This window comes from Paenibacillus kyungheensis, assembly GCF_028606985.1.
In the GTDB taxonomy this organism is placed as follows: Bacteria; Bacillota; Bacilli; order Paenibacillales; family Paenibacillaceae; genus Saccharibacillus; species Saccharibacillus kyungheensis.
On record NZ_CP117416.1, the window covers coordinates 2,259,516 to 2,282,728 of the forward strand.

The window sequence follows — 23,213 nt, forward strand, 5'->3', positions numbered from 1 at the left end:
ATCAGAATTAGAATAGAGGAGGAACGCCCTGTTGTTTACGAGCAAAGAGTCATTCAAAAGCATATTTCAGAATAATGTAGTTTCCAAGTTGGGAAAACCGTTGGAAGAAGTATCAAGTGAAGATGTATATACGATTTTGAGTCGGATGATCCGAGAATTTGCCGGTAAGGAATGGGCAGCAACCAACCGCGAATTTCGAGATAATGAGGAAAAACAAGTCTATTATCTATCTCTTGAATTTCTAATAGGTCGTCTACTAGGTAACAATCTACTCAATATGGGTGTTCTTGAAATTGTGCAAGAAGGTCTGGAAGACTTAGGGGTATCTCTTTCTGAAATAGAAGAACAAGAAGCAGACGCAGGACTAGGTAATGGTGGTCTTGGTCGTCTGGCTGCTTGTTTTATGGATTCATTAGCTTCTCTTGGATATGCAGGACATGGTTGCGGGATTCGTTATAAATACGGTCTATTTGAACAAAAAATAGTTGATGGTAATCAGGTAGAATTACCGGATAACTGGCTGCAAAAAGGAAACGAATGGGAAGTTCGTCGTGATGACCGCAAAGTGGAAGTTCGCTTTGGCGGTAATGTAGAAGTTCATGAAGAAGCAGGAGAGCTTACTTTTTCACTTCATGATTATGAAGGGGTATGGGCTATTCCTTACGATGTTCCTGTTATTGGGTACAAAGGGAACAGAGAGAATTCGCATATGAATACACTTCGTCTATGGAGCGCAGAACCAATGCGTGAAATGGCAAGTCGTGGTTCTTCTTCAGGCGGTAACTATTACAGCTATCTGGATTACAATCGTTCGGTTGAATCGATCTCCGAATTTTTGTATCCGGATGATTCTCAATATGCTGGACGACTATTGCGATTGAAGCAACAGTATTTCCTTTGTTCTGCTGGTCTGCAAAGCATTTTACGTACGTATGACAAATTAGGGCTTAGCTATGAAGAGCTACCGAAAAAGATAGCGATTCATATCAATGATACACATCCTACATTGGTCATTCCTGAATTGATGCGTATTTTGCTGGATGAAAAAGGATATGGATGGGATATAGCTTGGGAGATTGTAACTAAGACTGTATCGTACACCAACCATACGATTTTGAGCGAAGCCTTAGAAAAATGGCCAACTCATATGGTGCGTGAACTGTTACCGCGTGTGTATATGATTATCGAAGAGATCAATGCTCGTTTTTGCCGTCTGCTTATGGATAAATATCCAGACGATCCAGATCGTGTAGCGCATATGGCTATTATTTTCGACGATCAGGTTAAAATGGCACATCTAGCGATAGCCGGTACTCATAGTATTAACGGTGTAGCCGCATTGCATACCGATATTTTGAAGCATCGTGAGATGAAAAATTTCTACGAGCTGTATCCAGATCGGTTCAACAACAAAACAAATGGTATTACTCATCGTCGCTGGTTAATGCATGCGAATCCTGAGTTATCACAGTTAGTGAGTGAATCGATAGGTACGCGTTGGATTACTCATCCGCAAGAAATGGTCGGCATTTTGAAATACAGTGAAGATGCAAGCTTTCAAGAGCGCGCTGCTAAGATCAAGCTCAATAATAAGCAAAAATTGGCGACATATATTGAACAAAAATATGATGTCAAAGTGAATACGGATTCGATCTTTGATGTACAAGTCAAACGTCTGCATGCGTATAAACGACAATTTTTGAATATTCTTCATATTATCCATTTGTACCATCAGATTAAAGAAATGCCATCACTGGATATAGTGCCACGTACTTTTATTTTTGGAGCCAAAGCGGCACCGAGTTATTATTTAGCGAAAAGTACGATCAAACTGATTAACAGTGTAGCCAATGTAGTGAATAATGATCCTGATGTGAAAGACAAGCTGAATGTCTTTTTCTTAGAAAATTATTCCGTTTCTTTAGCTGAAAAGATTATTCCTGCTGCGGACGTGAGCGAGCAAATCTCTACCGCTAGTAAAGAAGCCTCCGGTACAGGAAATATGAAATTTATGATGAATGGTGCTCTAACTGTAGGTACAATGGATGGTGCTAACGTAGAAATGCATGAAATGTTAGGCGATAATAACATGTTTATTTTCGGACTGAATGCAGATCAAGTGATGGACTATTATCAACATGGTGGCTACAATGCACGCGATATTTACAACAGTGATTCACGGATTCAAGAAGTCATGAATCAACTGATTGAGCGTGGCCCATTTACTAATCATAATAATGAATTTGATATTTTGTACCGTTCGATTCTCGATATGAATGATGAGTATTTTGTACTCAAAGATTTCTCAGCCTATACGGAAGCGCATGTTCAGATTGATCTCGCTTACCGTAATCGTAAAGAGTGGCTCAAAAAATCGATTCATAACATCGGACATTCTGGTAAATTCTCTAGTGATCTGACAATAGGGCAATACGCGTCAGAGATTTGGAAAATCAAACCTGTGGATCGTGGGTAAGCTTGACTCAATTGAACATAAAGCATAAATGAAGGAAATCCTTCTTGGTATTGTGATTGTCTGCGGATGATTATGATAGTGGGGAGGATTTCTTTTTTATGTGGACGCAAATTTTAGTTAGTGCATTTTATTATTTTAGTTTTTATGAGGATGGATGGACATCGCTACGTCAAAGGATGATCCTCTCGATCGCTGTTAAGAATGGATATTTTGAACAACTGCTTGCGCAGTAAATATTCATTCTTAGTGTATGCTTACGAAGTAGTTTTCTTGCGGAAACTTTTAAGGCGAACGCTACGCTTCTTACGGATCATTCCTTTTCCTTCGCTAAATCGGTGTCTTGAATGTATGTAGAAATGGATATAAAAAAAATAGTTATTCAGAGTTCCATAATTCTTGATGTAATTTGAACCCGTCTTTTAAACCTTGATAGTACATGATACGTTCAGACATACCCTGAACTAATGTAGAAGCTTGTTCATATTCCTTTAATATAGAAAAACCATTTTCTTCAATAATAGAACTTAATTGTTCAAAAAGACGCAGACATTGTTTAATTCTTGACAAGCTATATTTTCCATACGTAAAGATATAAATTGATCAAAATCAGAAATTAAGTTATTCATACTTATGCCTCCAACATTTAATTTTACATATAAATATTTAACAAGTTGAACTTTATTTTAATATAATAAATTATTTAGATGTGAGAAATCAAACTTTATTTTGATAAACAAAATATATCTGCTTATAATTAAATAAAACTTTGCTTTATTGAAAGGAATATTATGATTAGTTATAAAAAATTACAAAAATTATTAATAGATCGAGAGATCAAAAAACAAGAACTGGTTAAAATGACAGGCATCTCATCTGCTACGATGGCAAAGTTAAATACGAATGAATATGTATCTTTAGAAGTGATTGATAAAGTCTGTGAAGCTTTAGATTGTCAGCCAGGGGATTTGTTAGAGTATATTGAAGGGAAGACATAAAGATGACTATAGAAAAATTTTACTTGAAAAATTGGAGATCTATAGGTAAGGAAGGAATAAGTCTAGATCTAGGTAGAATAAACGTATTGTCTGGAGTAAATGATGCAGGTAAAACATCAGTATTATTAGCCTTTTATTCAGTGCTTTATAATGCCAACAGTGAATATCCCAATTCTTATTTAGATAAACATCTTCATGCAAAAGGAAGTTTACATTTTGATGGAAATGATTCAAATAAACCTTATCTTGAAATAATATCTACTTTTTCTGAATTAACATTTAAAGAATTAATTGAAAATATAGTTACAGAAAAAATCCAAATAGAATTAGCTTTGGGAAGAAAATTATATAATGAAAATATGAATATCATAAAGTTTAAAGATGAGATTATGAAAAAAGTTAAAATAAAGTATTCAACCCAAGAAATGACACCAGAGTATGAAGAAAAATGGGAAGTTTTTTGCGAATTTGATAATACTCCATTCTTAAATAATTTGAAGATTAATATAGAAAAGGAGAGGACTTTAATAAAAGTTGATTGTTTTTTTATTTCTACTAATAGAATTTATAATATTAAAGAACCTATAAATGAAAATGATTCCCTAATAATTAATGAGAGTAAAATTGATAGGCAAATTTATAACATAACAAAGTTAGATAATGAACTTTCTGATATGGTAAATTTTATAAAAAAAATTAAAAATGAAAAAAATCGTAATAAAGGTGTTTATACTAAATTATTAAATTATATTAAAATTATTTTTCCAGAGGTGGTTCGCTTAGATGTGAATACACCTGATGGAAGTGTAGCAGAAGATATATTTGTCGAATGGAATATAAATGGGATTGAAAAATCTCAACCCCTTTCAAGAAGTGGTAATGGAGTTTTTAGTGTGATTTATTTGGCGGGTAGACTTTTAAATGATATCAAATCTGATTTGACTACAATAGCTTTTATAGATGAACCAGAGACCGGTTTACATCCTAAATTACAAGTAAGGTTTTTAAAGTTGCTTAGACAACTATCAGAAGATTTTAATGTACAATGGATGCTATCAACACATTCACCATTTATTATGAAAAATCTTAAAGAAGAAGATCGTTTATTTTTACTAGAACATAATGGAATAGAAAGTACTGTGAAAAATATTAATCCAGCAGATAAATCTATTGTTTTTCAAGCTATTGGAGCATATTTACCTGATACTTTAACAGCTAATGGTATTATATTTGTTGAAGGAGCAACAGAAAGTACTATACTTCCTATCATGTTAGAAAGATTAGATATAGATATTGATCAAAAAGGAATCGTAATTATGCCACTTGGTGGAGATAATCTATATTCAATTAAGCCACAAGAACTAGTAAAGATTAATTCTAACGTGATGGTTATACTAGATAGCGATTTAGTTAAGCCATTGAGTGAAGGCGGAAATATTATAAGTAAGAAATTAGAATATGAGAATGAGTGTATAAGTTCAGATATTAAGATTGTAATGCCACGAAATTATCGAACTATAGAGAATATGTATCCTCAATCTGTTTTGGCTCAAATATTAGATGTTCCGTTAGAAGAGTTAAACTATGGTGATTTCGATAAAGTAGATTGTATCCCAGATACAAGCAAAGTGAAAATAGGCATAAAAGTAGCAGAACAAATAACAGAAAATGAAATCAAAAATTTTCCTCTAATCAAAGAAATATTAGATTGGTTAGATTAATTTTCTAGTGTGGTAGAATCTGTATAAATTAAACTTCGATAAATATACCAAAGTCACACAACTTCCACTGAGCGCAGGGAGCGATATTGTTCTGAAAGAGCGAAGCGCTCGCCTTTGTAAATGGATACCTACCGCAAAGCGGTTAATCAAGGTATCTATTTACAACAAGCGACGACAAGAACAATATCGTACCCGGAGCGCTGTAACTCACACCATCCCACACTAATACATTTTAAAACACCCCTACACCTATCCGCTCCCCACCCGTACGATTTTTCTGATACTGCTTCGGTGTAACCCCAGTGTACCTTTTGAAAATCTTCGTAAAATAACTCTGATCATGAAACTGCAACAACGTCGAAATTTCGGCTAACGAATAATGCGAGAGACTGATTAATTTTTTCGCTTCATCAATACGTTGTTGTTGAATATAGACAACAGGCGAACACCCTATTTCTTTTTTAAATAACTGTGATAGGTAATCAGCATTCAGCTTGGTTTCTTTCGCTAAATCTTGTAGATGAATCGGTTCGTACAGATGGCTGAAAATGTAATGACGTGTCAGATTGACTTCATGGGAATATCGTTGCTTCTGACCTTCCAGTACTCGATCGACAAAGTCAGCATTGCATCGCTGGGTAGTCATATGCACTTGCGCCGGATTTTCACATTCTTCGACCGCTTGAATATAAAAATCACTTAATGTATAAGCGATTTCGGCGTTTACTCCGCCATCCATCGCCGCACGTGTGACCAGCGTCACCGAGCAAATGCCTAGATTCTTTTCGTTGCGTAATAAGCTTTTTTTCGAAAGTACTCCCAATTTCTCTGTCGGAAATCCCAATTCCCATTGAATTAAATCTTCTTTGCGACCTTCTCTTATATATTGCAGAAAAATACGTTCCATCTCAGGATTATGGTGATAACGATCAGGTGGTGTATATTCGGCTTCCTCGTGATAAGACAGTAAGGTAGACGAAGACAGATGTGGAATCGAATCCAGATGAACACGATGGATAGAAGCAGCAGGAATATGCAAATTATGTTGAATCAATTCGGCGATATCCAATTCTTTTTGATATAACATAAAATAAATCATAACGGCTGCATTATATATGCGTTCTTTAGAGATCAGCGGCACATTTTTGTAAAATGCCCATACTTCATCTTGCTGACGAAAAGACAATTGGTGATCTACAATAATTCCTTTAATTAACTCTTCCGGTACAATCGCATTGAAAAAAGGCCCCGCTATTAGAGCACCTTCGATATCGACAGAAGTACTCTCTGGCGTAGGCAACGGATGAGATGAAGCAGGATCTATAGGTTCATTACTATTAGCTTGAACCGTAGGCTGAGCAGGTAAAGGCACGATCAGATACTGCTCTACAAAATTCGTTGCATGAATCAGTGGGTAATGTCCTTGAATATGTTGAGTCAATAGCTCAAGCCCTTCGCTTTTACTAGCATATAAAGGATTAAAGTTCTGTGCAGGATATTCTTCAATTAGCGCACCTTGTTGATCCACAATATAGAGTGGAACCTGATATTCAATATGTAAGCATTTCATTATAAATTTAAGCGTATTCAGCCAGGTTGTATTCATATGATTGTACAACTCCTATCATTTCAAAATACGCTATCTATAAGATGCTGATGATAACGTATTTATTATTTTACTAAAAAAATAGGAATAATACCATAAATATAATGTCATAACGCTTACATTAAAGCAGTAGACAAAAGCGATCCCTATAAAGTAAAGATAAGATCGCGATACAACACAAATAGAGAATAGCATTGGGAAACGAGGGCATACGAATGATAGGAATATGGAACAGTACATCACAATTACAATCATCCAAATGGAAATTTTTATTTGAGGTTCAGCAAGAGTCTCCTAAGCCAACACCACAGGATTATTCTTTAACGGTACAGATGGAGCCATTACCACTTGCTTTGGATATCAAGCATATACATGTAGAAGGCAATACGCTAAAAGCAACAGGAAGTGTAGTCGTTTTACCACATGGTGAAGGCGAAGCTACGATTGAAATGGTTTTTGAAGAAGATTGCTTTACAGGCTTTATCTCTTTGCCTTTTACAGGTGTGATGAAGTTAGATGGTACAAGAGGTAGAGGACAGTCGTTGAGTGAAGAATTGATCAACGTCGTTGCTCCTTACCATAAAAATAATGTTGTCGAACGCACAGCAGAAGATATTCAAGCTCAAGTAGAACAATTGCTTGGACAGATGACCGTTGCTGAGAAAATCGGGCAAATGAGTCAGTGTATGGCTTCTGATTTTGCTTTTGGTGGCGATATTGAAGCCGAATCGGCAGATGTGCTTGTAGAGCAAGGCCGTACAGGCTCCATTCTAGGTGCTTTTAATAGTAGCCGTGTGTTTGAATTGCAAAAAACAGCAGTAGAGAAATCGCGTTTGGGTATTCCGTTGATGTTTAACGCCGATGTGATTCATGGTTTTCAGACAATTTTCCCTGTACCGCTTGCATGGTCTTGCAGTTGGGATATTGAAGCGATTCGTGAAGCATGTGCAATTGCAGCCAAAGAAGCTACAGCTACAGGAATTACGTACAATCATGCACCAATGGTTGATATTGCACGTGATGCGCGTTGGGGACGTGTAGTCGAAGGCTCAGGCGAAGATCCTTATCTAGGTTCATTAATTGCTAGAGCACAAGTAGAAGGGTTTCAAGGCGCAAGCTTATTTGATAAAGAAACATTGATTGCTTGTCTCAAACACTTTATTGCTTATGGTGCTTCCGAATCCGGTCGTGATTACAATACCGTTGATATTTCAGAATGGATGTTGCGTAATCTGTATTTGCCTCCGTTTCAGGCTGGACTTGAAGCTGGAGCAGCATCTGTGATGAATGCTTTTAACTTCTATCAAGGGATTCCTATAGCAGCTAGTGAATTTATTTTGAAAGATTTGCTACGTGATGAATTAGGGTTCGATGGTATTCTAATCTCTGATTATGGTGCAGTCGAAGAAATTTATACACATGGTGTTGCCAAAGATCGCAGTGAAGCTGCACGTCTATCCTTAAATGCAACGATGGATATCGAAATGGTATCTCAGACGTATGAACAATTTTTACCCCAACTTGTAGCAGACGGTAAAATTCAAGAACAACAATTGGATGATGCGGTACGACGAATTTTGACATATAAATATCAGATCGGTATTATGGACGATCCTTTCCGCTATGTGCGTCCTGATAAAGAAGTAGAATATCACTTCAACGAGAATCATCTTCAAGCGAGTCGTGAGTTGGCACAGAAATCGATTGTACTACTCAAAAATGAAGCTCAAACGTTACCGTTACATGTTGCTGAATCTAGCGCACGTATTGCTGTAATTGGACCTTTTGGTGATAGCAAAGATTTGTTAGGGCCATGGCAGTTTTCTAAATATGGAGCAGATACCGTTACTTTATTAGAAGGATTACAAGCCAAAGGCATCCAAGAAGATCGTCTATTATACAGTGAAGGTTCCAAAGTGAACGAACCGATTGCAGGTGGAGTAGAGCAAGCACTTGAAGTAGCCGGACATGCAGACGTTATTTTATTAGCATTGGGTGAAAATAGCGATATGTCTGGTGAAGCCGCGTCTCGTATGAATATTACGATTCCTGAACCACAGCAAAAACTAGCTGAAGCTATCGTGGAATTAGCGAAGCAATCCGGTAAAGCTGTTGTGCTTGTTCTCACCAACGGACGACCGCTAGTACTGGATTGGTATGAAGAGCATATGGATAGTATTGTAGAAACATGGTTCTTGGGTTCACAAGCTGGACATGCAATCGCTGATGTATTAGTCGGTGATTATAATCCGTCTGCGAAGTTAACGATGAGCTTTCCGAAGCAATTGGGTCAAGTACCGATCTATTATAACCACTTTAATACCGGTAGACCTGTAACAGCTGAAAATGAACATGAGAAATACATTTCTAAATATTTGGATGGTCCAAATGATCCATTATATCCTTTCGGATACGGGCTTAGTTATAGCCAATTTGAATATTCAGCAATAGAATTAGATCGTCAAGCGATGCAACGTTCTGAATCGATCACAGCGACTATTCAAGTGACTAATACAAGTTCAGTATCAGGAACAGAAATTGTACAGATGTATATTCAGGATCTATACGGAAGTACTGTTCGACCTGTTAAAGAACTAAAAGGGTTCCAAAAAGTGACTTTAGCTGGAGGAGAGACTGCTCAAGTACAGTTTGAAATCACCGAAGAAATGCTTAAATATTGTAATTCACGCTTGCAATGGGTAGCGGATGCTGGTGAATTTAAAGTGTATATCGGATCAAGTGCCAAAGCAGTACAAATGGCAGAGTTTGAATTGATCGAAAAGTAAGCTTGAAAATTCCTTTTTACATCACCACAAAGTAAGTGCTTACAAAAAACTATTGCTAACGTTTTAAGGCTATGTTACTATGGATTCACAGAAAACCAAAAACACACGGATTGTTACTGTTTACTCAGGCAAAACCGAAATTGACGTTCCAAGTCATTTTTGGTTTTGCCTTTTTGACTATTTTGATAGTAAAAGGTGATGGGAATGAAAATAGCACAAGTTCTGAATAATAATGTTGTGACTGTCATCAATCCTGCTGAACAGGAAATGGTTGTTATGGGGCGAGGTATCGGTTTTAAAAAGCACCCCGGCGATCTGGTGGATGAGACAAAAGTAGAAAAAGTATTCAAGCTCGAAAATAGGGAAGTCTCACAAAAGTTGATGACATTATTATCAGACATTCCCATCGAATACGTAGATTGTTCAGATGAAATTATTCGATATGCGCAGACGATACTAGGTAGCAAATTGCATGATAGTATTTATATTTCATTAACCGATCATATTCATTTTGCGATTGAACGTTATCGGCAAGGGATAGAGATTCGAAACGCAATTCTTTGGGAGATCAAAAAGTTATATCGCAAAGAATATATAATCGGAATGAAAGCTCTGCAAATGATTGAAGATAAATTAGGTGTGGAACTGACTGAAGATGAAGGTGGATTTATTGCACTGCATTTCGTTAATTCGCAATTAAACGGCGAGATGAGCGAGACGATTAGTATGACTAATATTGTCAAAGACGTGCTACGCATAGTGACCAGACATTATGTATTTGAAATGGATGAAGAATCACTAAGTTATTTCCGCTTTTTGACGCATCTGAAGTTTTTTGCACAGCGTGTACTTCATGATACGGTCAGCGATTCTGGCGACAATCCTCTACATGATATGGTCAAAGTCCAATATCCTAATGCTTACGCTTGTGCACAAAAGATTCAATCGTATACAAGCAAAATTCATCAGCGTACTCTTTCTAAAGATGAATTATTATATCTGACAATTCATATCGAACGTATTACCAAAGCAGAACATGCAGAAAGATCAGAAGGGTAGATCATTGAACCGACCGATACAAATAAATACACCAACGAATGGGATTGTGACTTTAATTAGGCAAAACCTGAATGTGGATAGATGACCATGCAATATGCGGTACACGTATTGTATGTACTGTCAGTATAGACTGACTCATTTATAGACATTTAGGTTTTTTTGTATCTTAATCGTTCTAGTCGCCCTATATAAAAAGGAGAAAGACAACATGGATAAAGAGAAACTATCGCAAGACATACTGGATTTGGTAGGCGGTACAAGCAATATTGATCAAGTGACACATTGTATGACAAGACTTCGTTTTAACTTAAATGACGATAATCTGGCTAACAAAGCTCAATTGGAAAAAACGCCAGGCGTTATGGGTGTTATGAAAAATGGAGGACAATTTCAAGTTATTATCGGAAATGAAGTAGCAAACGTATACAAAGAATTAGTGAAAAAGATTCCAGGAGCAGGTCAGCTAGAAGAGACAGCTTCAACCAAGCCGAAAAAGAAACAAAATCCGATCAGTACACTTTTTGATTTTATTTCAGGAATGTTTACCCCGATCTTACCAGCAATTACAGGCGCAGGAATGATTAAAGGGATTGTCGCGATCCTTGTTGCATTAGGTTGGATGTCAAATACCAGTTCGACATATATTATTTTATCGGCGATTGGAGACGGAGCATTTTACTTCTTACCGATTATTTTAGCGATTAGTGCTTCTCGTAAGCTAGGCAGTAATATGTATATCGGTGCAGCCTTAGGAGCAGCTATTATGCACCCGACGATCACAGCGTTATTGTCTTCAGGTCAAAGTGTAACGTTTGCCAGCATCCCTGTAGTTGCGGCAACGTATTCTTCTACCGTTATTCCGATCGTTATTGCGATCTGGATCGCTTCTTATGTTGAGAAAGCAGTAGATCGTTATACGCATGTTTCTCTCAAATTGCTAGTCGTACCTACAGTTACATTGCTGGTTATGGTTCCACTCACATTGATTGCTATTGGGCCGTTAGGTTCTATTATTGGTAGTGGGTTGTCTGGAGGTATTGCATGGTTATTTGAAAATATGTCGATTGTCGCAAGTATTCTGATCGGCGGCACGATGTCATTGCTTATTATTACAGGCATGCATTACGCATTAACTCCAATCGTTATCGGTTCAATTACAGCATTAGGATATGACTTTATTATTCCATTGATGTTCGCAGCGAACTGGGCACAAGCAGGTGGAGCACTAGGTGTAGGACTTCGTTCCAAAAATGCTCAAACCAAATCGCTCGGTTTCTCTACAGGTTTAACTGCGATTATGGGTATTACTGAACCTGCGATGTATGGTATCAATATGAAATTCAAAAAGCCATTTATAGCTGCTCTTATCGGTGGAGCTATCGGTGGAGCATTTATGGGTATCTTCCATGTAAAATCATATGTTATTACAGGCTTAGTAGGTCTACCAAGTGTAGCGGCATTTATTAGTCCATCCATCAGTACATTGATCTATGCATTATTAGGTGGTCTGATAGCATTAGTATCTGCGACAGCAATCACTTACTTTATCGGTGTAAAAGAAAGCACCGAAGAAGCTGAACCTGCTCAAGGTACAGCAAATGAAGTAAATAGTACTCCTGTAACATCAAATACTGTAGCAGCATCCAATGTGATCGATATTCATCAACCTGCTGTACAACAAGTTATCGCGGCTGATATTTTCAGTCCGGTTGCCGGCGAAGTGAAGCCACTAAGCGCTGTAAATGATCCTGCTTTCTCGCAAGAGATTATGGGTAAAGGCGTAGCGATCGAACCAACAGAAGGACGAATCGTATCGCCTGTAAATGGAACAGTGTTCTCTGTATCCAAAAGCGGGCATGCTATCGGGCTTGTTAGTGATACAGGCACCGAAATGTTGATTCATATCGGAATTGATACCGTCAAATTAAAAGGCAAACATTTTACACCACATGCCAAAGCAGGAGAGGCTGTGAAGATCGGCGATCTATTGATGGAGTTCGATCTCAAAGCAGTGCGAGAAGAAGGCTATGAGACGATTACACCTGTTATCGTAACCAATATTAATGATTACAACGATCTTCAATCGTCTGCACAGTCCAATACACGTTCTGGTGAATTATTGTATAAATTAAGCTAATCTTATATCAGGTAATAGATAACAGATATAAGTAGTGAAGAGTGTTAGAACAATTCTGCACTTATAGTGAATTTGGAGCCATCATTAGCAAGTAAACCGAATACACTATATAGAAGTTAGCATAGAAGCAAAAAGAGCTTGAACAATGTCGTGGGTGATTGCTCACCGGCATCGTTTAAGCTCTTTTTGTTGCTTTACCATCTTGTTGGCATTATGCCGTTATTGTTAAGTTCAAATTATAGATCTCCGCTGAATGCTTTAATTACAAAAATACCACCAAATACAATAGCAATACCTAGTACAGCATACCAACGTTCTTTCACTACATTGTTCACGAGTAGACTCCTTTAAATCGTTATCGAAATCATTTAGCATTGTTCACATAACCAATCCATATTGTACCAAAATCTATTTTAAATTCAACCCTTTTTGTAGGAATAGGCAAATAAATATATGTACAAAGCAAAAGCCTTTCAGCGTAAAAGACTGAAAGGCTTTTTTGTATTATGATATCTACAATCAACAACTTATATCGTTCTGATGACGCTTACTAATAACGCTTACATATACTGCCTATCAAGCTACATTATACTTTAGGTACAGCTACCATTCGTTCTTTGTTTTGCTTCGGTGTAACGCTTCCTACAGGCTCACGTTTATTTTTATCATTCGATAGTCCAAAGATCGAAATAACCGTAATTAATAATACAATAGCACTTAAGAAGTAATACGTATTTTGAAAACCAATACTGGTGTACATATTACCTGCAATACTGGAAAAGACAACGATTGCCGCTTGTTTGGCAAAGTTAAACGCTAACAAATAGATCGTAGCAGACAAACGAATATCGAACACACTTGTAATGTATTTGAAGATAGATACTAACAACAAAGGCATTTCAACAGCAGCGATCAGACGTAGCAATGATAAGCTGACAGTATCTGTCGCGATAGCGGTTCCAAAAATACGTACAAAGGTAAGTAATCCGAATAACAGAAGTCCATTTTTAGCACCAATTTTGTTAATAATAAATGGCATAAAGATCATCAATATCGCTTCTATTGCTGTCTGTAACGATACCAGTTCACTAAAACGCTGTGTACCTAGTGAAGGCGATGCAAAAAATTGATTGTAATAGTTCGGGAACTGCTGATCGAACACATCGTATACACTGGCTGTACCGACAATCAGTAGAGACAAGAACCAGAAGTTTTTGAGTTTGAAAATCGAAAATACACGTTCTTTTGTAATTTCACTGGAAGCTTCGTTGGAATCCGCAGGTACACCTGCTGCACTTGCAGAAGGATCAACTTTGGCTGTATGCAATAGAATCCCTAGTACAGCCGCAGAACAAGAAGCGAACCAGAAAATACTAATTGGATTATACAGATACATCATTCCACCGATTAATGTTGCCGTAGCACCAGCTATCGAACCGAACAGACGTACACGACCATATTCGATAGAGCTTGCACGACTTGCACGCTCAATATACGCTTCGACAACCCCAACGCCACCCTGGAACACAGCACTCAGGTAAATACCGCCAATAATCGCGCCTACCCAAATATTATATTGAAGAAGTGGAATAAATAAAAAGGTGAAGAAAGGTCCCATAAATAAAGCAACAATAACAACAAACCAGAATAGATTTTTGCGGAATCCTAGTTTATCCGAGATCACTCCGAAAAACGGTTGATAACATAAAGCAATTAACGAAATCGCTGAAAAGACAAGTCCAGTATGGCTAGCATCAAGTCCTGCTTCTTCTTTTAACCAGATCGGTAAGAACGCAAGTACAACCGCCCAGATTAAAAAGTAGAAAAAGAACAATCCGCCGAAATTCCAAAAATTCCATTTTGGTAATTTGATATTGTTTAACTTCATGATTCATTCATCTCCGTATCCATATCGTTGTCTCTCTTTATAAAAGAACAAAATCTGTATTTAAGAACATCTGTATTTAAAATCAAACAAAGCCTTTATTTATGAACGAACAAATCCTGCATCAGGAACAGGTTTACCAAAATTCGGTGTACCATCTTCATTCCATGTAATCACTTGTGCGCGTGTATGACGGTTAGGATCATATAGCGGATCGCCTGTAATTTCAGTGTAATTACGTCCATGATAGACAAGTACATCATGTTGATCATCTTCTGTACGGGTAAAGCTATTATGACCAGGGCCATATTGTCCATTTTCAGCAGCACTTGTAAATACAGGTTGTGGTGATTTGTGCCATGAGCTCGCATCTAACAAATCGCTATTCTCGTCAGCAGTCAGTAGACCCATGCAATAGTTCTCATCGGTAGCGCTTGCAGAATACGTAATAAAGATTTTACCGTTACGTTTGAGTACAGCTGGCCCTTCATTTACAAGGAAACCAATCACTTCCCAATCCAGTTCTGGCTTGGTCAACATCGTATATGTTCCTTTAAGTGTCCAAGGATTTTCCATTTCCGAAATGTATAGATTGGAATTGCCCGGAATATCATAATCGCGTTGTGCCCATACATAATACAATTTGCCTTGATGTTGGAAAGTGGTTGCATCCAGTGCAAAAGATTCCCACGCTGTAACAACTTGTCCTTTTTCAACCCATTGACCTTCCAAAGGATTAGCCGCATCTGTCTCAATCACATACATACGGTGATTAAACGTACCATTCACCGGTTCAGGTACATCAGCAGCAGCAAAGTAGATATACCATTTCTCATTAATATAATGAAGTTCTGGAGCCCAGATTAAGTTGCTAAGAGGTCCCTGATCTGGTTTGCGCCATACGGTTACCGCAGGAGCATCTGCCAATCCTTGAATCGTCTGAGCACGTCTAACGTCTAGTCGATCATATTCAGGTACAGAAGCAGTGAAATAGTAATATCCATCTGTATGTTTGTAGATCCATGGATCAGCACGTTGCTCCACAATCGGATTTTTGAATTCAGGTAAGTTGGTCATGATATCGTCTCCTTGAAGTGAGGTATAGCATTATCCTGATTTCTTTTCAGGTAACGCTTACAAATTTAATATTAAAAATATGTACGTACATTTATAGTTTATATAAACATTAATAATAAACTGATACATACACTAATTTTCTAAATAGTAGCACTTATTTAAATATATTTCAAGAATATTGATCAAATTAGATCATATACTTGTCTGCAATCGTTATTTTTCAGTGCTAAATGTACGTACATGTAGATAGATCAAGAAAGTAGTAAAGAATATGAACCATTTGGTCGATAAAGTATATATATAGGCAAATGTCAGATTATATTGTTCGAGGAGCTAATCATAATGAAAATCGAATTGATCGTATTTTATGTAGCAGGTCAAGCTTACGCTATTAACTTTAATGAAATTGATGAAATTCAAACTGCTAAAAAAGGAACACCATTGCCATTTTCAGAAGATTGGCATGAAGGATTAATTACAATTCGTGGAGCATTATATCCGTTGGTTAATCTGCGTAAAGTACTAGCTGTTTCTTATGAAGAACCTAAAGAAACAGACAAAATGATTTTGCTTCGTCGTACTCGTGTTGCTTTATTGGTAGATGAGTTAGACAACACAGCAACTGTAGAAGAATCCGAATTAAAAGAAAATCCAGAAGCAAATAGTCGCGATATTTTACCAAATGCTTTTGAAGTGAATGGCAAAATTATTCCGATCGTTAATGTAGAATCTTTGTTGTCTTATACACGTAACGCGTACGTCTAAACAGATGCTTAGGTAAAAGAACATCATATTTTGCATCTACAGCAAATAAAAAAAGCGCCACATGCTTATTGCAGGGCGCTTTTTTGTACTTAAAATAGTACATAAGGATATGCTTGATATCTTTTTATATTAAGAAAGTAATGATTCTGCACCCTCTATATACATTTCTGTAGCACAATATGAGATGCTTGATCAGAAAGTAAGCAAAATACAAGATTAGCCACTTGCTCGGATGTTATTCATTGACAATATCAGCCTTGATTTCAAGAACTGTACCACCTGTTTGTTCTATTTCTTGAGCGGTCTGTTGAGCTGTACTATGAGTTGCGGTATGGTGAATGATAACCATGTAAATGAAGTCAATCAAGATGAAAAATAAAGATATTTTTATTTATAAACCATTATTTCGAGCGCAAAGTTCCTTAATTGACGAAACCGGTATTAACTACTAAAATGGCTGTATTCTAAATATGTGAGAAGTTCACTATACCCAAAAATATATCAAGGAAGGTGTGATGATCATACATACAATATTGTTTGTGACTGATTTATATTATCCCGCCAAAGGAAGAAACTATTATGAAGAAGATTTGTTTTTAACTTCAAAATTAAGAGAAACTTTTCATCTGGTTATTTGTCATCCCGAAGATATTGAAGCATTTGAAGATCATACAGATTTAATCGTTTTTCGAAATGCAGGTCCTGTTGCTAATTTTAAAGTCAAATACGAAGCATTTCGTAAAAGAGTTATTGCTAAACATTTAAATACGTATAATTCGTTGGATGGAAAAGCGGACATGAACGGGAAAGAATATTTGATTCAATTAACAGATGCTCAATTGCCTGTTATACCGACTATTGATACTATTGATCATTTGGACGAACTTCCTCACGGGCATATGTACATTATAAAACCTAAAGATGGAGCAGATTCGGTTGGATTGAAGTTTGTTGAAAAAGATAAACTGGTTGAAGAAGTGAAGGCTCATTCAAAAGATACATTAATACAGCCATTGATCCATTTTGAATATGAAGTTTCTTTTTATTTTATTGACAAACAATTTCAATATGCGCTTTATGCACCTGATAAAGACAAGCGATGGGAATTAAAAGAATATACACCTACTGATAAAGACTTGCATTTTGCTAAACGGTTTATTGAATGGAATAATATCCATTGGGGTATTCAGCGAATTGATGCCTGCCGAAATGAACAAGGAGAACTCTTGCTAGTCGAATTAGAGGACTTAAATCCTTATCTGTCTTTGCTAGAGCTGTCTGAAGAAAAGCGGAATAATTTTGTAGAAGTGATGAAAGATTCTTTGCAAAAGGCTTTAAAAGGATAAAGACAAGAAGTAGTTCAATGAACTGCTTCTTTATTTTGTAATTAAAAATATATCTTTTAACTTATATTGTAAGCGTATACTTTTAATTCAATACGGAATCAGGTTATGATAGAAGGAGAAATGAACACGTTAACAAAATAGATTATAGGAGGAAGTTAAAGATGAGCTTACGTCCCAATGAATCATTTTACAACAATCCTATTATTCATGAAGATTATTCTGATCCTGATGCTATAGCAGTAGGTGATGATTTTTACATGGTTGCTTCTAGTTTTGCGCATGTTCCGGGATTACCGTTACTTCATTCTACCGATCTGGTGCATTGGAAATTGCTTCATTATATTTTGCCAGAGCTCCAATTTCTTGAAGGATCTTCTGATTATGATCTACCCAGACATGGAGAAGGCGTATGGGCACCAAGTCTTCGTTATCACAATGGGCGCTTTTGGGTATTTTTTAGCACGCCAGATGAAGGGATATTTATGTGTTCTGCCAAAGAGCCAACTGGTCCATGGACAGCACCGCATTTATTGAAAAAAGTAAAAGGGTGGATCGATCCATGTCCATTTTGGGATGAAGATGGTCAAGCGTATCTTGTTCATGCTTTTGCTCATAGTCGTACAGGGATTCGGAGTAAGTTACAAGCATTCCGTATGAGTGCAGATGGTCGTGAACTTCAAGGGGAAGGGCAGATCATTTATGATGGCGGATTAGTGCATCCAGTTATGGAAGGGCCTAAATGGTACAAACGGGAAGGCATATATTACATATTTGCTCCTGCGGGCGGTGTCAGTCATGGTTGGCAAGTCGTGTTGCGTTCGGAGCATATTTTTGGGCCTTATGAAGATCGAATCGTACTTCAGCAAGGCAATAGTCATATCAATGGCCCTCATCAAGGAAGCTGGGTAGAAACGACAGCGGGAGAATCGTGGTTTTTACATTTTCAAGATAAATACGCTTATGGACGGATTACACATCTTCAACCGATGGAGTGGAGCGATGGGTGGCCGATTATCGGGCAATATCAACAAGGTGATACAGCAGGCGAGCCGGTGGAGACATGGCGTATGCCTGTTGTTCCTCCGTCGACAGCATCTGAAGATTCCTTGAGTTCCCGTTATTCATTGTATGATGAACAGATTCAACTTATCAGTAGAGCGACTATGGCATTTGGATTACAGTGGCAATGGCAAGCTAATATTCAAGCAGACTGGTATGCTACCGATTATGAACATCAAGAAATACGATTATATGCTTGTTCATTTCCTTCTCAGTTAGCAAATATGACTGATCAAGTGTTATTGTATGAAGCACCTCAATTGTTATTGCAAAAACTACCTTCGACAGATTTTACAGCAACGACTTGTCTACATGTCTATCCTCAATCTGTTACCGAACGATTCGGAATGATGTTATTTGGACGAACATATACGTATTTAGCGATAGAGAAGAATGCAGAGCAACAATATCGATTATCGTTGATCCGAGGTTATACCCATCAAGATGAAGATGGACAAGAGCTAGAGCATCCTGTAGAACAAGAAGTGTGGCATACTATACTTGATGATCTGGAAGCCATTTCTTCACAACCCTATATGCCTAATCCTATCTATATGCGTGTATCGGTATGGTTAGAAAATGAATCAGCCCATCATTTGTCACCGATCAGTGATGCGAGGGAAGATCAGATTCCAGTCTCGATTCTGCATGCTGCTCAATCTCAGTTTAGCTATAGTCTGGACGGTACGAATTTTGTAGATATTCCATATGTAGCATCAGTTCATCCAGGGCATTGGGTTGGTGCCAAAGTAGGGATATTTGCAGTTGATCTTAACAAAGTCAGTGAAATAGTCCAATCAACAGATCAAGATCAAGGTACGATAGGATATGCGGAGTATAGCCTTTTTGTGATAGAGCAACAGAGTTAATATAACAGATTAGTGCACGTATTATAATTTGATTGTTGCACGTTCATTATAGCCATACATCAGACTTCTTAGGATAAGCATAAGAAGTCTGACGTATGGCTTATTTGTGGTCTACCTTATTTGTATATATCATCGTCTGCTATTGGTATGAAGCATTAACAATCAATATCTAATCAAAGAGTAGAGATATTGCGAAATACATGATCAAATCCACGTTGGGAACGCTCCCATAATAAACTTGTCGAATCTGATGGAGATTCTGGGGTTAGAATTTCTTGCGTGACCACGCCTGTATAGCCGATATCTTGCAAAGCTTGTAGAAAAGCAGGCAGATCAATCACACCTTCAGCAGGATATAATCGATCATTATCGAGAACTTGATCAAGTGGTACGTCTTTGGCATCATTAATATGCACATGGACAATCTGCTCTGCGCGTAATTGACGAATATCATCTGCTGTAAATTCAGTGGTATAGCAATGATAAGCATCGACCAGCAAGCCAACATTACTACGATCGATCCCATCAATCATTGTCAGTGTATCTGCAACCGTATGAATAAAGGGATGCTTCCACGCAGTACGCAAATGATGCGGGCCTACAAATTCCAGTCCCAGTCTTATACCGTAAGCATCTAAGATCGAGGCAATCTGGCGCAGACGTACAATACTTTGTGCCATGTAGGTAGCAGGCAATTCATCTGTTGCAGGTAAAATATATGTACAACAAGATTTACATCCAAGGAAAGAAGCATGATAAGCGGTGACAGCAAGTGATGTTAATTGTTCACGAAAAATAGCATCAGTCTGACGCCACTCTACAGGTAGACCGATAGAGCCTACGATAACATGGTGATCTTCCAGCAATCGACGTGTTCCTTCCAGACCATGATCAGCAATCAGTATATCTGTATTGATATCTACAGCGCCGAATCCATACTTACGAGCAGAACGTACTAATTCCTCTGTTGAAATAGAACCTAATCCAGCCTGACTTATTCCTTTAATCATTGTATGATCATCTCCAAATTGTACAGGATGGTTATACTATTCGTGTTGTAGAGAGTGAACTCCTGTATGATATCCAGATTATAGGATATATTCTGGTGCAATTTTGATTACAAAGATCATTCGTTTATAATAAAATGTATTGATTTGTTGGCAAATTGCAGTAAAAGCAGTCTCCTTGGTGCCAATCATAACAATACGCTCACAAATACAATGATAGGGATGAGCATAGAACGAATTTGTTTTACAAAGAAAGGATTTTGCAAATTATGACTATATTACGTCGCAAATTCTGTCTGATAGGTATTCTTTTGACGAGTACAATGTGGATAGTAAGCGCATGTTCCAATACGTCAAAAACGATCTCTCCTGAAGTCTATTCTGTTCCAATACATGAGAACTCCGGTTATGTCTCTTCTACAAATATGGAATCTTCTCCATCGGCTTCTACAGATGCCAAAGCAAAAGCAGGCACAACGATTGATTATGTATTTACTTCGGAAGGGCAGAAGCCCGATCAGTTGATTATAAATCTGATCAATCAATCACAAGCTACGTTGGATGTAGCGATTTATAATTTGTCACGTGAATCGATTATTCAAGCATTAGTGGAAGCGCAAAAGCGTGGTGTACAAGTGCATATTTTGACAGACAAAACAAAAGTAGAAAAAAAATCTCAGATCAAAGCGTTACAAGCCTTAGTGGATGCAGGAGCAGTGATCAAAATCAATACATTTGAAGGCAAAATGCATGAAAAAATGCTAATTGCTGATCGTAAAATAGCAACAGTAGGATCATTTAATTATACAGATGAATCGAGCGAAGAAAATGATGAAGTATTAGTAGCTATCCATGATACTAATCTAGCAGAGCAATGGGTTACCATTTTCAATAATATGTGGAATGATGATAAACGATATCAGATATGGACAGCGGATAAGTAAGATTTATCAATCGGGAACTGATTGTTAATTTATTTTAAATAGATCTATGTATGATAGTGAGTATCACCATACTATTGAAAATTTTAATATTCCTTTTATTGTATATTTGACTTAAAAAATGGTTTTTACTACAATAAGAAAATATACTTCCTGTGTGGGGAGTATATTTTTATTCATTTTTGTAAGCGTATACAAAATAAAAGGAGGTAACGTTATGAATCTATGGTCTACAAGGAAAAAATGGGTACCCCTTGTCTGCGGGTCAGTATTATTGTCTTCACTCATCATGCCTGTACAGATGTCCTCGGCGGCAACTTCTAGTACTCCATCAGAAATGAATATAGCTGCCAATACGTCATTTACGCCCGGTGCAGTCTGGAATGATACCAGCGGTGTACCTATTCAGGCACATGGTGGAGGCGTACTGTATAACCAGCAAGATCAGACTTACTACTGGTATGGAGAAGATAAAACAAATGGATATTTACCTGCTCGCGGTGTTCATGTGTATGCTTCCAAAGACCTTTACAATTGGGAGGATAAAGGGCTAGCTTTGACAGCCATTGAATCGGAAGATGATTTTACAAATGATCCATTGATTTCTAAGCTATATGCTGGACGTAAAGATACTGCTAACATACTTAACGATATTGGAACAAACCGAATTATAGAACGCCCTAAAGTAATTTATAATGAGAAAACTGGTAAATATGTAATGTGGATGCATACTGACGGGCCAAGTGCTACATCGACAGCGAACTATGCCAAAGCTCAAGCGGGGTATGCATTATCTGATTCACCTACAGGGCCTTTTGTCTATGGAGAAGGGCATCGTATGGATCGAGCTCCCAAAGATGCAGAATATAACGGACAACCGGATCAACCCGGTATGGCAAGAGATATGACTCTTTTTAAAGATGATGATGGAACAGCATATCTCGTCTATTCCAGTGAAGAGAATTTGACGATATATATTTCCAAATTAAATGATTCCTATACTGATATCACCGGCTGGCATAAAGAAGGCAACGTAGAGCGTGATCAAGAGTATCAAGCTGTATATGGTGAAGACTATGTACGTGTATTTCCGGGAGCACAACGTGAAGCACCTGCTATGTTCAAGCATAATGGCAAATATTATATGGTGACATCAGGAGCAACAGGATGGGACCCGAATGTGGCTAAGTATACAGTAGCAGATCATATTTTTGGCCCATGGGCACCTTTGAAAAATTTTGCACCTGCGAGTCAGACTACATTTGATTCTCAAAGTACACACATTCTTCCGGTAGAAGGAGCACCCAGTACATTTATTTATATGGGAGATCGCTGGAAAAAAGATAATCTCAAAGACTCACGTTATATCTGGTTACCGATAGAGATTGCTGATGATGGATCTATCGTACTCAACTGGCGTGATCAGTGGACATTAAACGATAAATAACGGTGTATAGTTAGCTATGATTTACATCTATTTCACA

16 protein-coding genes are annotated in these 23,213 nt (G+C 37.4%); 11 read left to right on the forward strand and 5 right to left on the reverse strand.

What is annotated here, in order from left to right; all coding sequences use genetic code 11:
• The first annotated feature begins 31 nt into the window (after positions 1-31).
• Positions 32-2,476, forward strand: coding sequence for a glycogen/starch/alpha-glucan phosphorylase (locus PQ456_RS10000; RefSeq protein WP_273615982.1), 2,445 nt, complete (start codon positions 32-34; stop codon positions 2,474-2,476).
• 375 nt (positions 2,477-2,851) lie between these two features.
• Here PQ456_RS10000 and PQ456_RS10005 read toward each other — a convergent pair whose 3' ends face one another.
• Positions 2,852-3,043 carry a hypothetical protein gene (locus PQ456_RS10005; protein WP_273615983.1) on the reverse strand — a complete coding sequence of 64 codons (192 nt, stop codon included), beginning with the start codon at positions 3,041-3,043 and terminating at the stop codon, positions 2,852-2,854.
• Between the two features lie 221 nt (positions 3,044-3,264).
• Here PQ456_RS10005 and PQ456_RS10010 point away from each other — a divergent pair, with 221 nt between their 5' ends.
• Positions 3,265-3,471 (forward strand): helix-turn-helix domain-containing protein, encoded by a 207-nt coding sequence (locus PQ456_RS10010; RefSeq protein ID WP_273615984.1) that lies wholly within the window; start codon positions 3,265-3,267, stop codon positions 3,469-3,471.
• Between the two features lie 2 nt (positions 3,472-3,473).
• The gene (locus PQ456_RS10015) at positions 3,474-5,192 is read left to right on the forward strand and encodes an ATP-dependent nuclease (protein WP_273615985.1); all 1,719 of its coding nucleotides are present in this window, start codon (positions 3,474-3,476) and stop codon (positions 5,190-5,192) included.
• Positions 5,193-5,424: 232 nt separating this feature from the next.
• Here PQ456_RS10015 and PQ456_RS10020 read toward each other — a convergent pair whose 3' ends face one another.
• Entirely contained in the window at positions 5,425-6,798 is a 1,374-nt protein-coding gene (locus PQ456_RS10020; protein ID WP_273615986.1) for a helix-turn-helix domain-containing protein, read from the reverse strand.
• Positions 6,799-7,013: 215 nt separating this feature from the next.
• Here PQ456_RS10020 and PQ456_RS10025 point away from each other — a divergent pair, with 215 nt between their 5' ends.
• The 3 genes from PQ456_RS10025 to PQ456_RS10035 all read left to right on the forward strand — a co-directional run bounded on the left by PQ456_RS10025 (position 7,014) and on the right by PQ456_RS10035 (position 12,780).
• On the forward strand, positions 7,014-9,584 hold the full coding sequence (locus PQ456_RS10025; protein ID WP_273615987.1) for a glycoside hydrolase family 3 N-terminal domain-containing protein: 2,571 nt from the start codon (positions 7,014-7,016) through the stop codon (positions 9,582-9,584).
• Between the two features lie 204 nt (positions 9,585-9,788).
• On the forward strand, positions 9,789-10,643 hold the full coding sequence (licT, locus tag PQ456_RS10030) for a BglG family transcription antiterminator LicT (protein WP_273615988.1): 855 nt from the start codon (positions 9,789-9,791) through the stop codon (positions 10,641-10,643).
• A 208-nt stretch (positions 10,644-10,851) separates the two neighbouring features.
• Positions 10,852-12,780, forward strand: a complete 1,929-nt coding sequence (locus tag PQ456_RS10035; RefSeq protein ID WP_273615989.1) for a beta-glucoside-specific PTS transporter subunit IIABC — start codon at positions 10,852-10,854, stop codon at positions 12,778-12,780.
• A 586-nt stretch (positions 12,781-13,366) separates the two neighbouring features.
• Here the strand turns inward: PQ456_RS10035 and PQ456_RS10040 are convergent.
• Both PQ456_RS10040 and PQ456_RS10045 read right to left on the reverse strand, forming a co-directional pair.
• Positions 13,367-14,668 (reverse strand): MFS transporter, encoded by a 1,302-nt coding sequence (locus PQ456_RS10040; protein WP_273615990.1) that lies wholly within the window; start codon positions 14,666-14,668, stop codon positions 13,367-13,369.
• 99 nt (positions 14,669-14,767) lie between these two features.
• Positions 14,768-15,742 (reverse strand): glycoside hydrolase family 43 protein, encoded by a 975-nt coding sequence (locus PQ456_RS10045; protein WP_273615991.1) that lies wholly within the window; start codon positions 15,740-15,742, stop codon positions 14,768-14,770.
• Between the two features lie 342 nt (positions 15,743-16,084).
• Here PQ456_RS10045 and PQ456_RS10050 point away from each other — a divergent pair, with 342 nt between their 5' ends.
• The 3 genes from PQ456_RS10050 (at position 16,085) to PQ456_RS10060 (ending at position 19,781) form a co-directional block, all read left to right on the forward strand.
• Positions 16,085-16,507: a chemotaxis protein CheW gene (locus PQ456_RS10050; protein ID WP_204824337.1), complete on the forward strand. Its 423-nt coding sequence runs from the start codon at positions 16,085-16,087 to the stop codon at positions 16,505-16,507.
• A gap of 521 nt (positions 16,508-17,028) precedes the next feature.
• Complete coding sequence (locus PQ456_RS10055) at positions 17,029-17,853, forward strand: hypothetical protein (RefSeq protein ID WP_337957879.1); 825 nt, start codon at positions 17,029-17,031, stop codon at positions 17,851-17,853.
• A 161-nt stretch (positions 17,854-18,014) separates the two neighbouring features.
• Positions 18,015-19,781, forward strand: a complete 1,767-nt coding sequence (locus PQ456_RS10060) for a glycoside hydrolase family 43 protein (protein WP_273615993.1) — start codon at positions 18,015-18,017, stop codon at positions 19,779-19,781.
• 173 nt (positions 19,782-19,954) lie between these two features.
• Here the strand turns inward: PQ456_RS10060 and PQ456_RS10065 are convergent, their stop codons facing one another.
• A complete protein-coding gene (locus PQ456_RS10065; RefSeq protein ID WP_273615994.1) occupies positions 19,955-20,791 on the reverse strand; it encodes a sugar phosphate isomerase/epimerase family protein in 837 nt (278 codons plus the stop codon).
• A 266-nt stretch (positions 20,792-21,057) separates the two neighbouring features.
• Between PQ456_RS10065 and PQ456_RS10070 the strand changes: the two genes are divergently transcribed.
• Positions 21,058-21,732 (forward strand): phospholipase D-like domain-containing protein, encoded by a 675-nt coding sequence (locus tag PQ456_RS10070; protein ID WP_273615995.1) that lies wholly within the window; start codon positions 21,058-21,060, stop codon positions 21,730-21,732.
• Positions 21,733-21,946: 214 nt separating this feature from the next.
• Positions 21,947-23,176, forward strand: a complete 1,230-nt coding sequence (locus PQ456_RS10075) for a glycoside hydrolase family 43 protein (RefSeq protein WP_273615996.1) — start codon at positions 21,947-21,949, stop codon at positions 23,174-23,176.
• Positions 23,177-23,213: the final 37 nt, after the last annotated feature.

Coding starts and splice junctions, on each gene's coding strand:
- PQ456_RS10045 (WP_273615991.1), bottom strand. CDS start 15,742: ATGACCAACTTACCTGAATTCAAAAATCCGATTGTGGAGCAACGTGCT.
- PQ456_RS10035 (WP_273615989.1), top strand. CDS start 10,852: ATGGATAAAGAGAAACTATCGCAAGACATACTGGATTTGGTAGGCGGT.
- PQ456_RS10060 (WP_273615993.1), top strand. CDS start 18,015: ATGAGCTTACGTCCCAATGAATCATTTTACAACAATCCTATTATTCAT.
- PQ456_RS10025 (WP_273615987.1), top strand. CDS start 7,014: ATGATAGGAATATGGAACAGTACATCACAATTACAATCATCCAAATGG.
- PQ456_RS10015 (WP_273615985.1), top strand. CDS start 3,474: ATGACTATAGAAAAATTTTACTTGAAAAATTGGAGATCTATAGGTAAG.
- PQ456_RS10050 (WP_204824337.1), top strand. CDS start 16,085: ATGAAAATCGAATTGATCGTATTTTATGTAGCAGGTCAAGCTTACGCT.
- PQ456_RS10010 (WP_273615984.1), top strand. CDS start 3,265: ATGATTAGTTATAAAAAATTACAAAAATTATTAATAGATCGAGAGATC.
- PQ456_RS10065 (WP_273615994.1), bottom strand. CDS start 20,791: ATGATTAAAGGAATAAGTCAGGCTGGATTAGGTTCTATTTCAACAGAG.
- PQ456_RS10075 (WP_273615996.1), top strand. CDS start 21,947: ATGAATCTATGGTCTACAAGGAAAAAATGGGTACCCCTTGTCTGCGGG.
- licT (WP_273615988.1), top strand. CDS start 9,789: ATGAAAATAGCACAAGTTCTGAATAATAATGTTGTGACTGTCATCAAT.
- PQ456_RS10020 (WP_273615986.1), bottom strand. CDS start 6,798: ATGAATACAACCTGGCTGAATACGCTTAAATTTATAATGAAATGCTTA.
- PQ456_RS10070 (WP_273615995.1), top strand. CDS start 21,058: ATGACTATATTACGTCGCAAATTCTGTCTGATAGGTATTCTTTTGACG.
- PQ456_RS10040 (WP_273615990.1), bottom strand. CDS start 14,668: ATGAAGTTAAACAATATCAAATTACCAAAATGGAATTTTTGGAATTTC.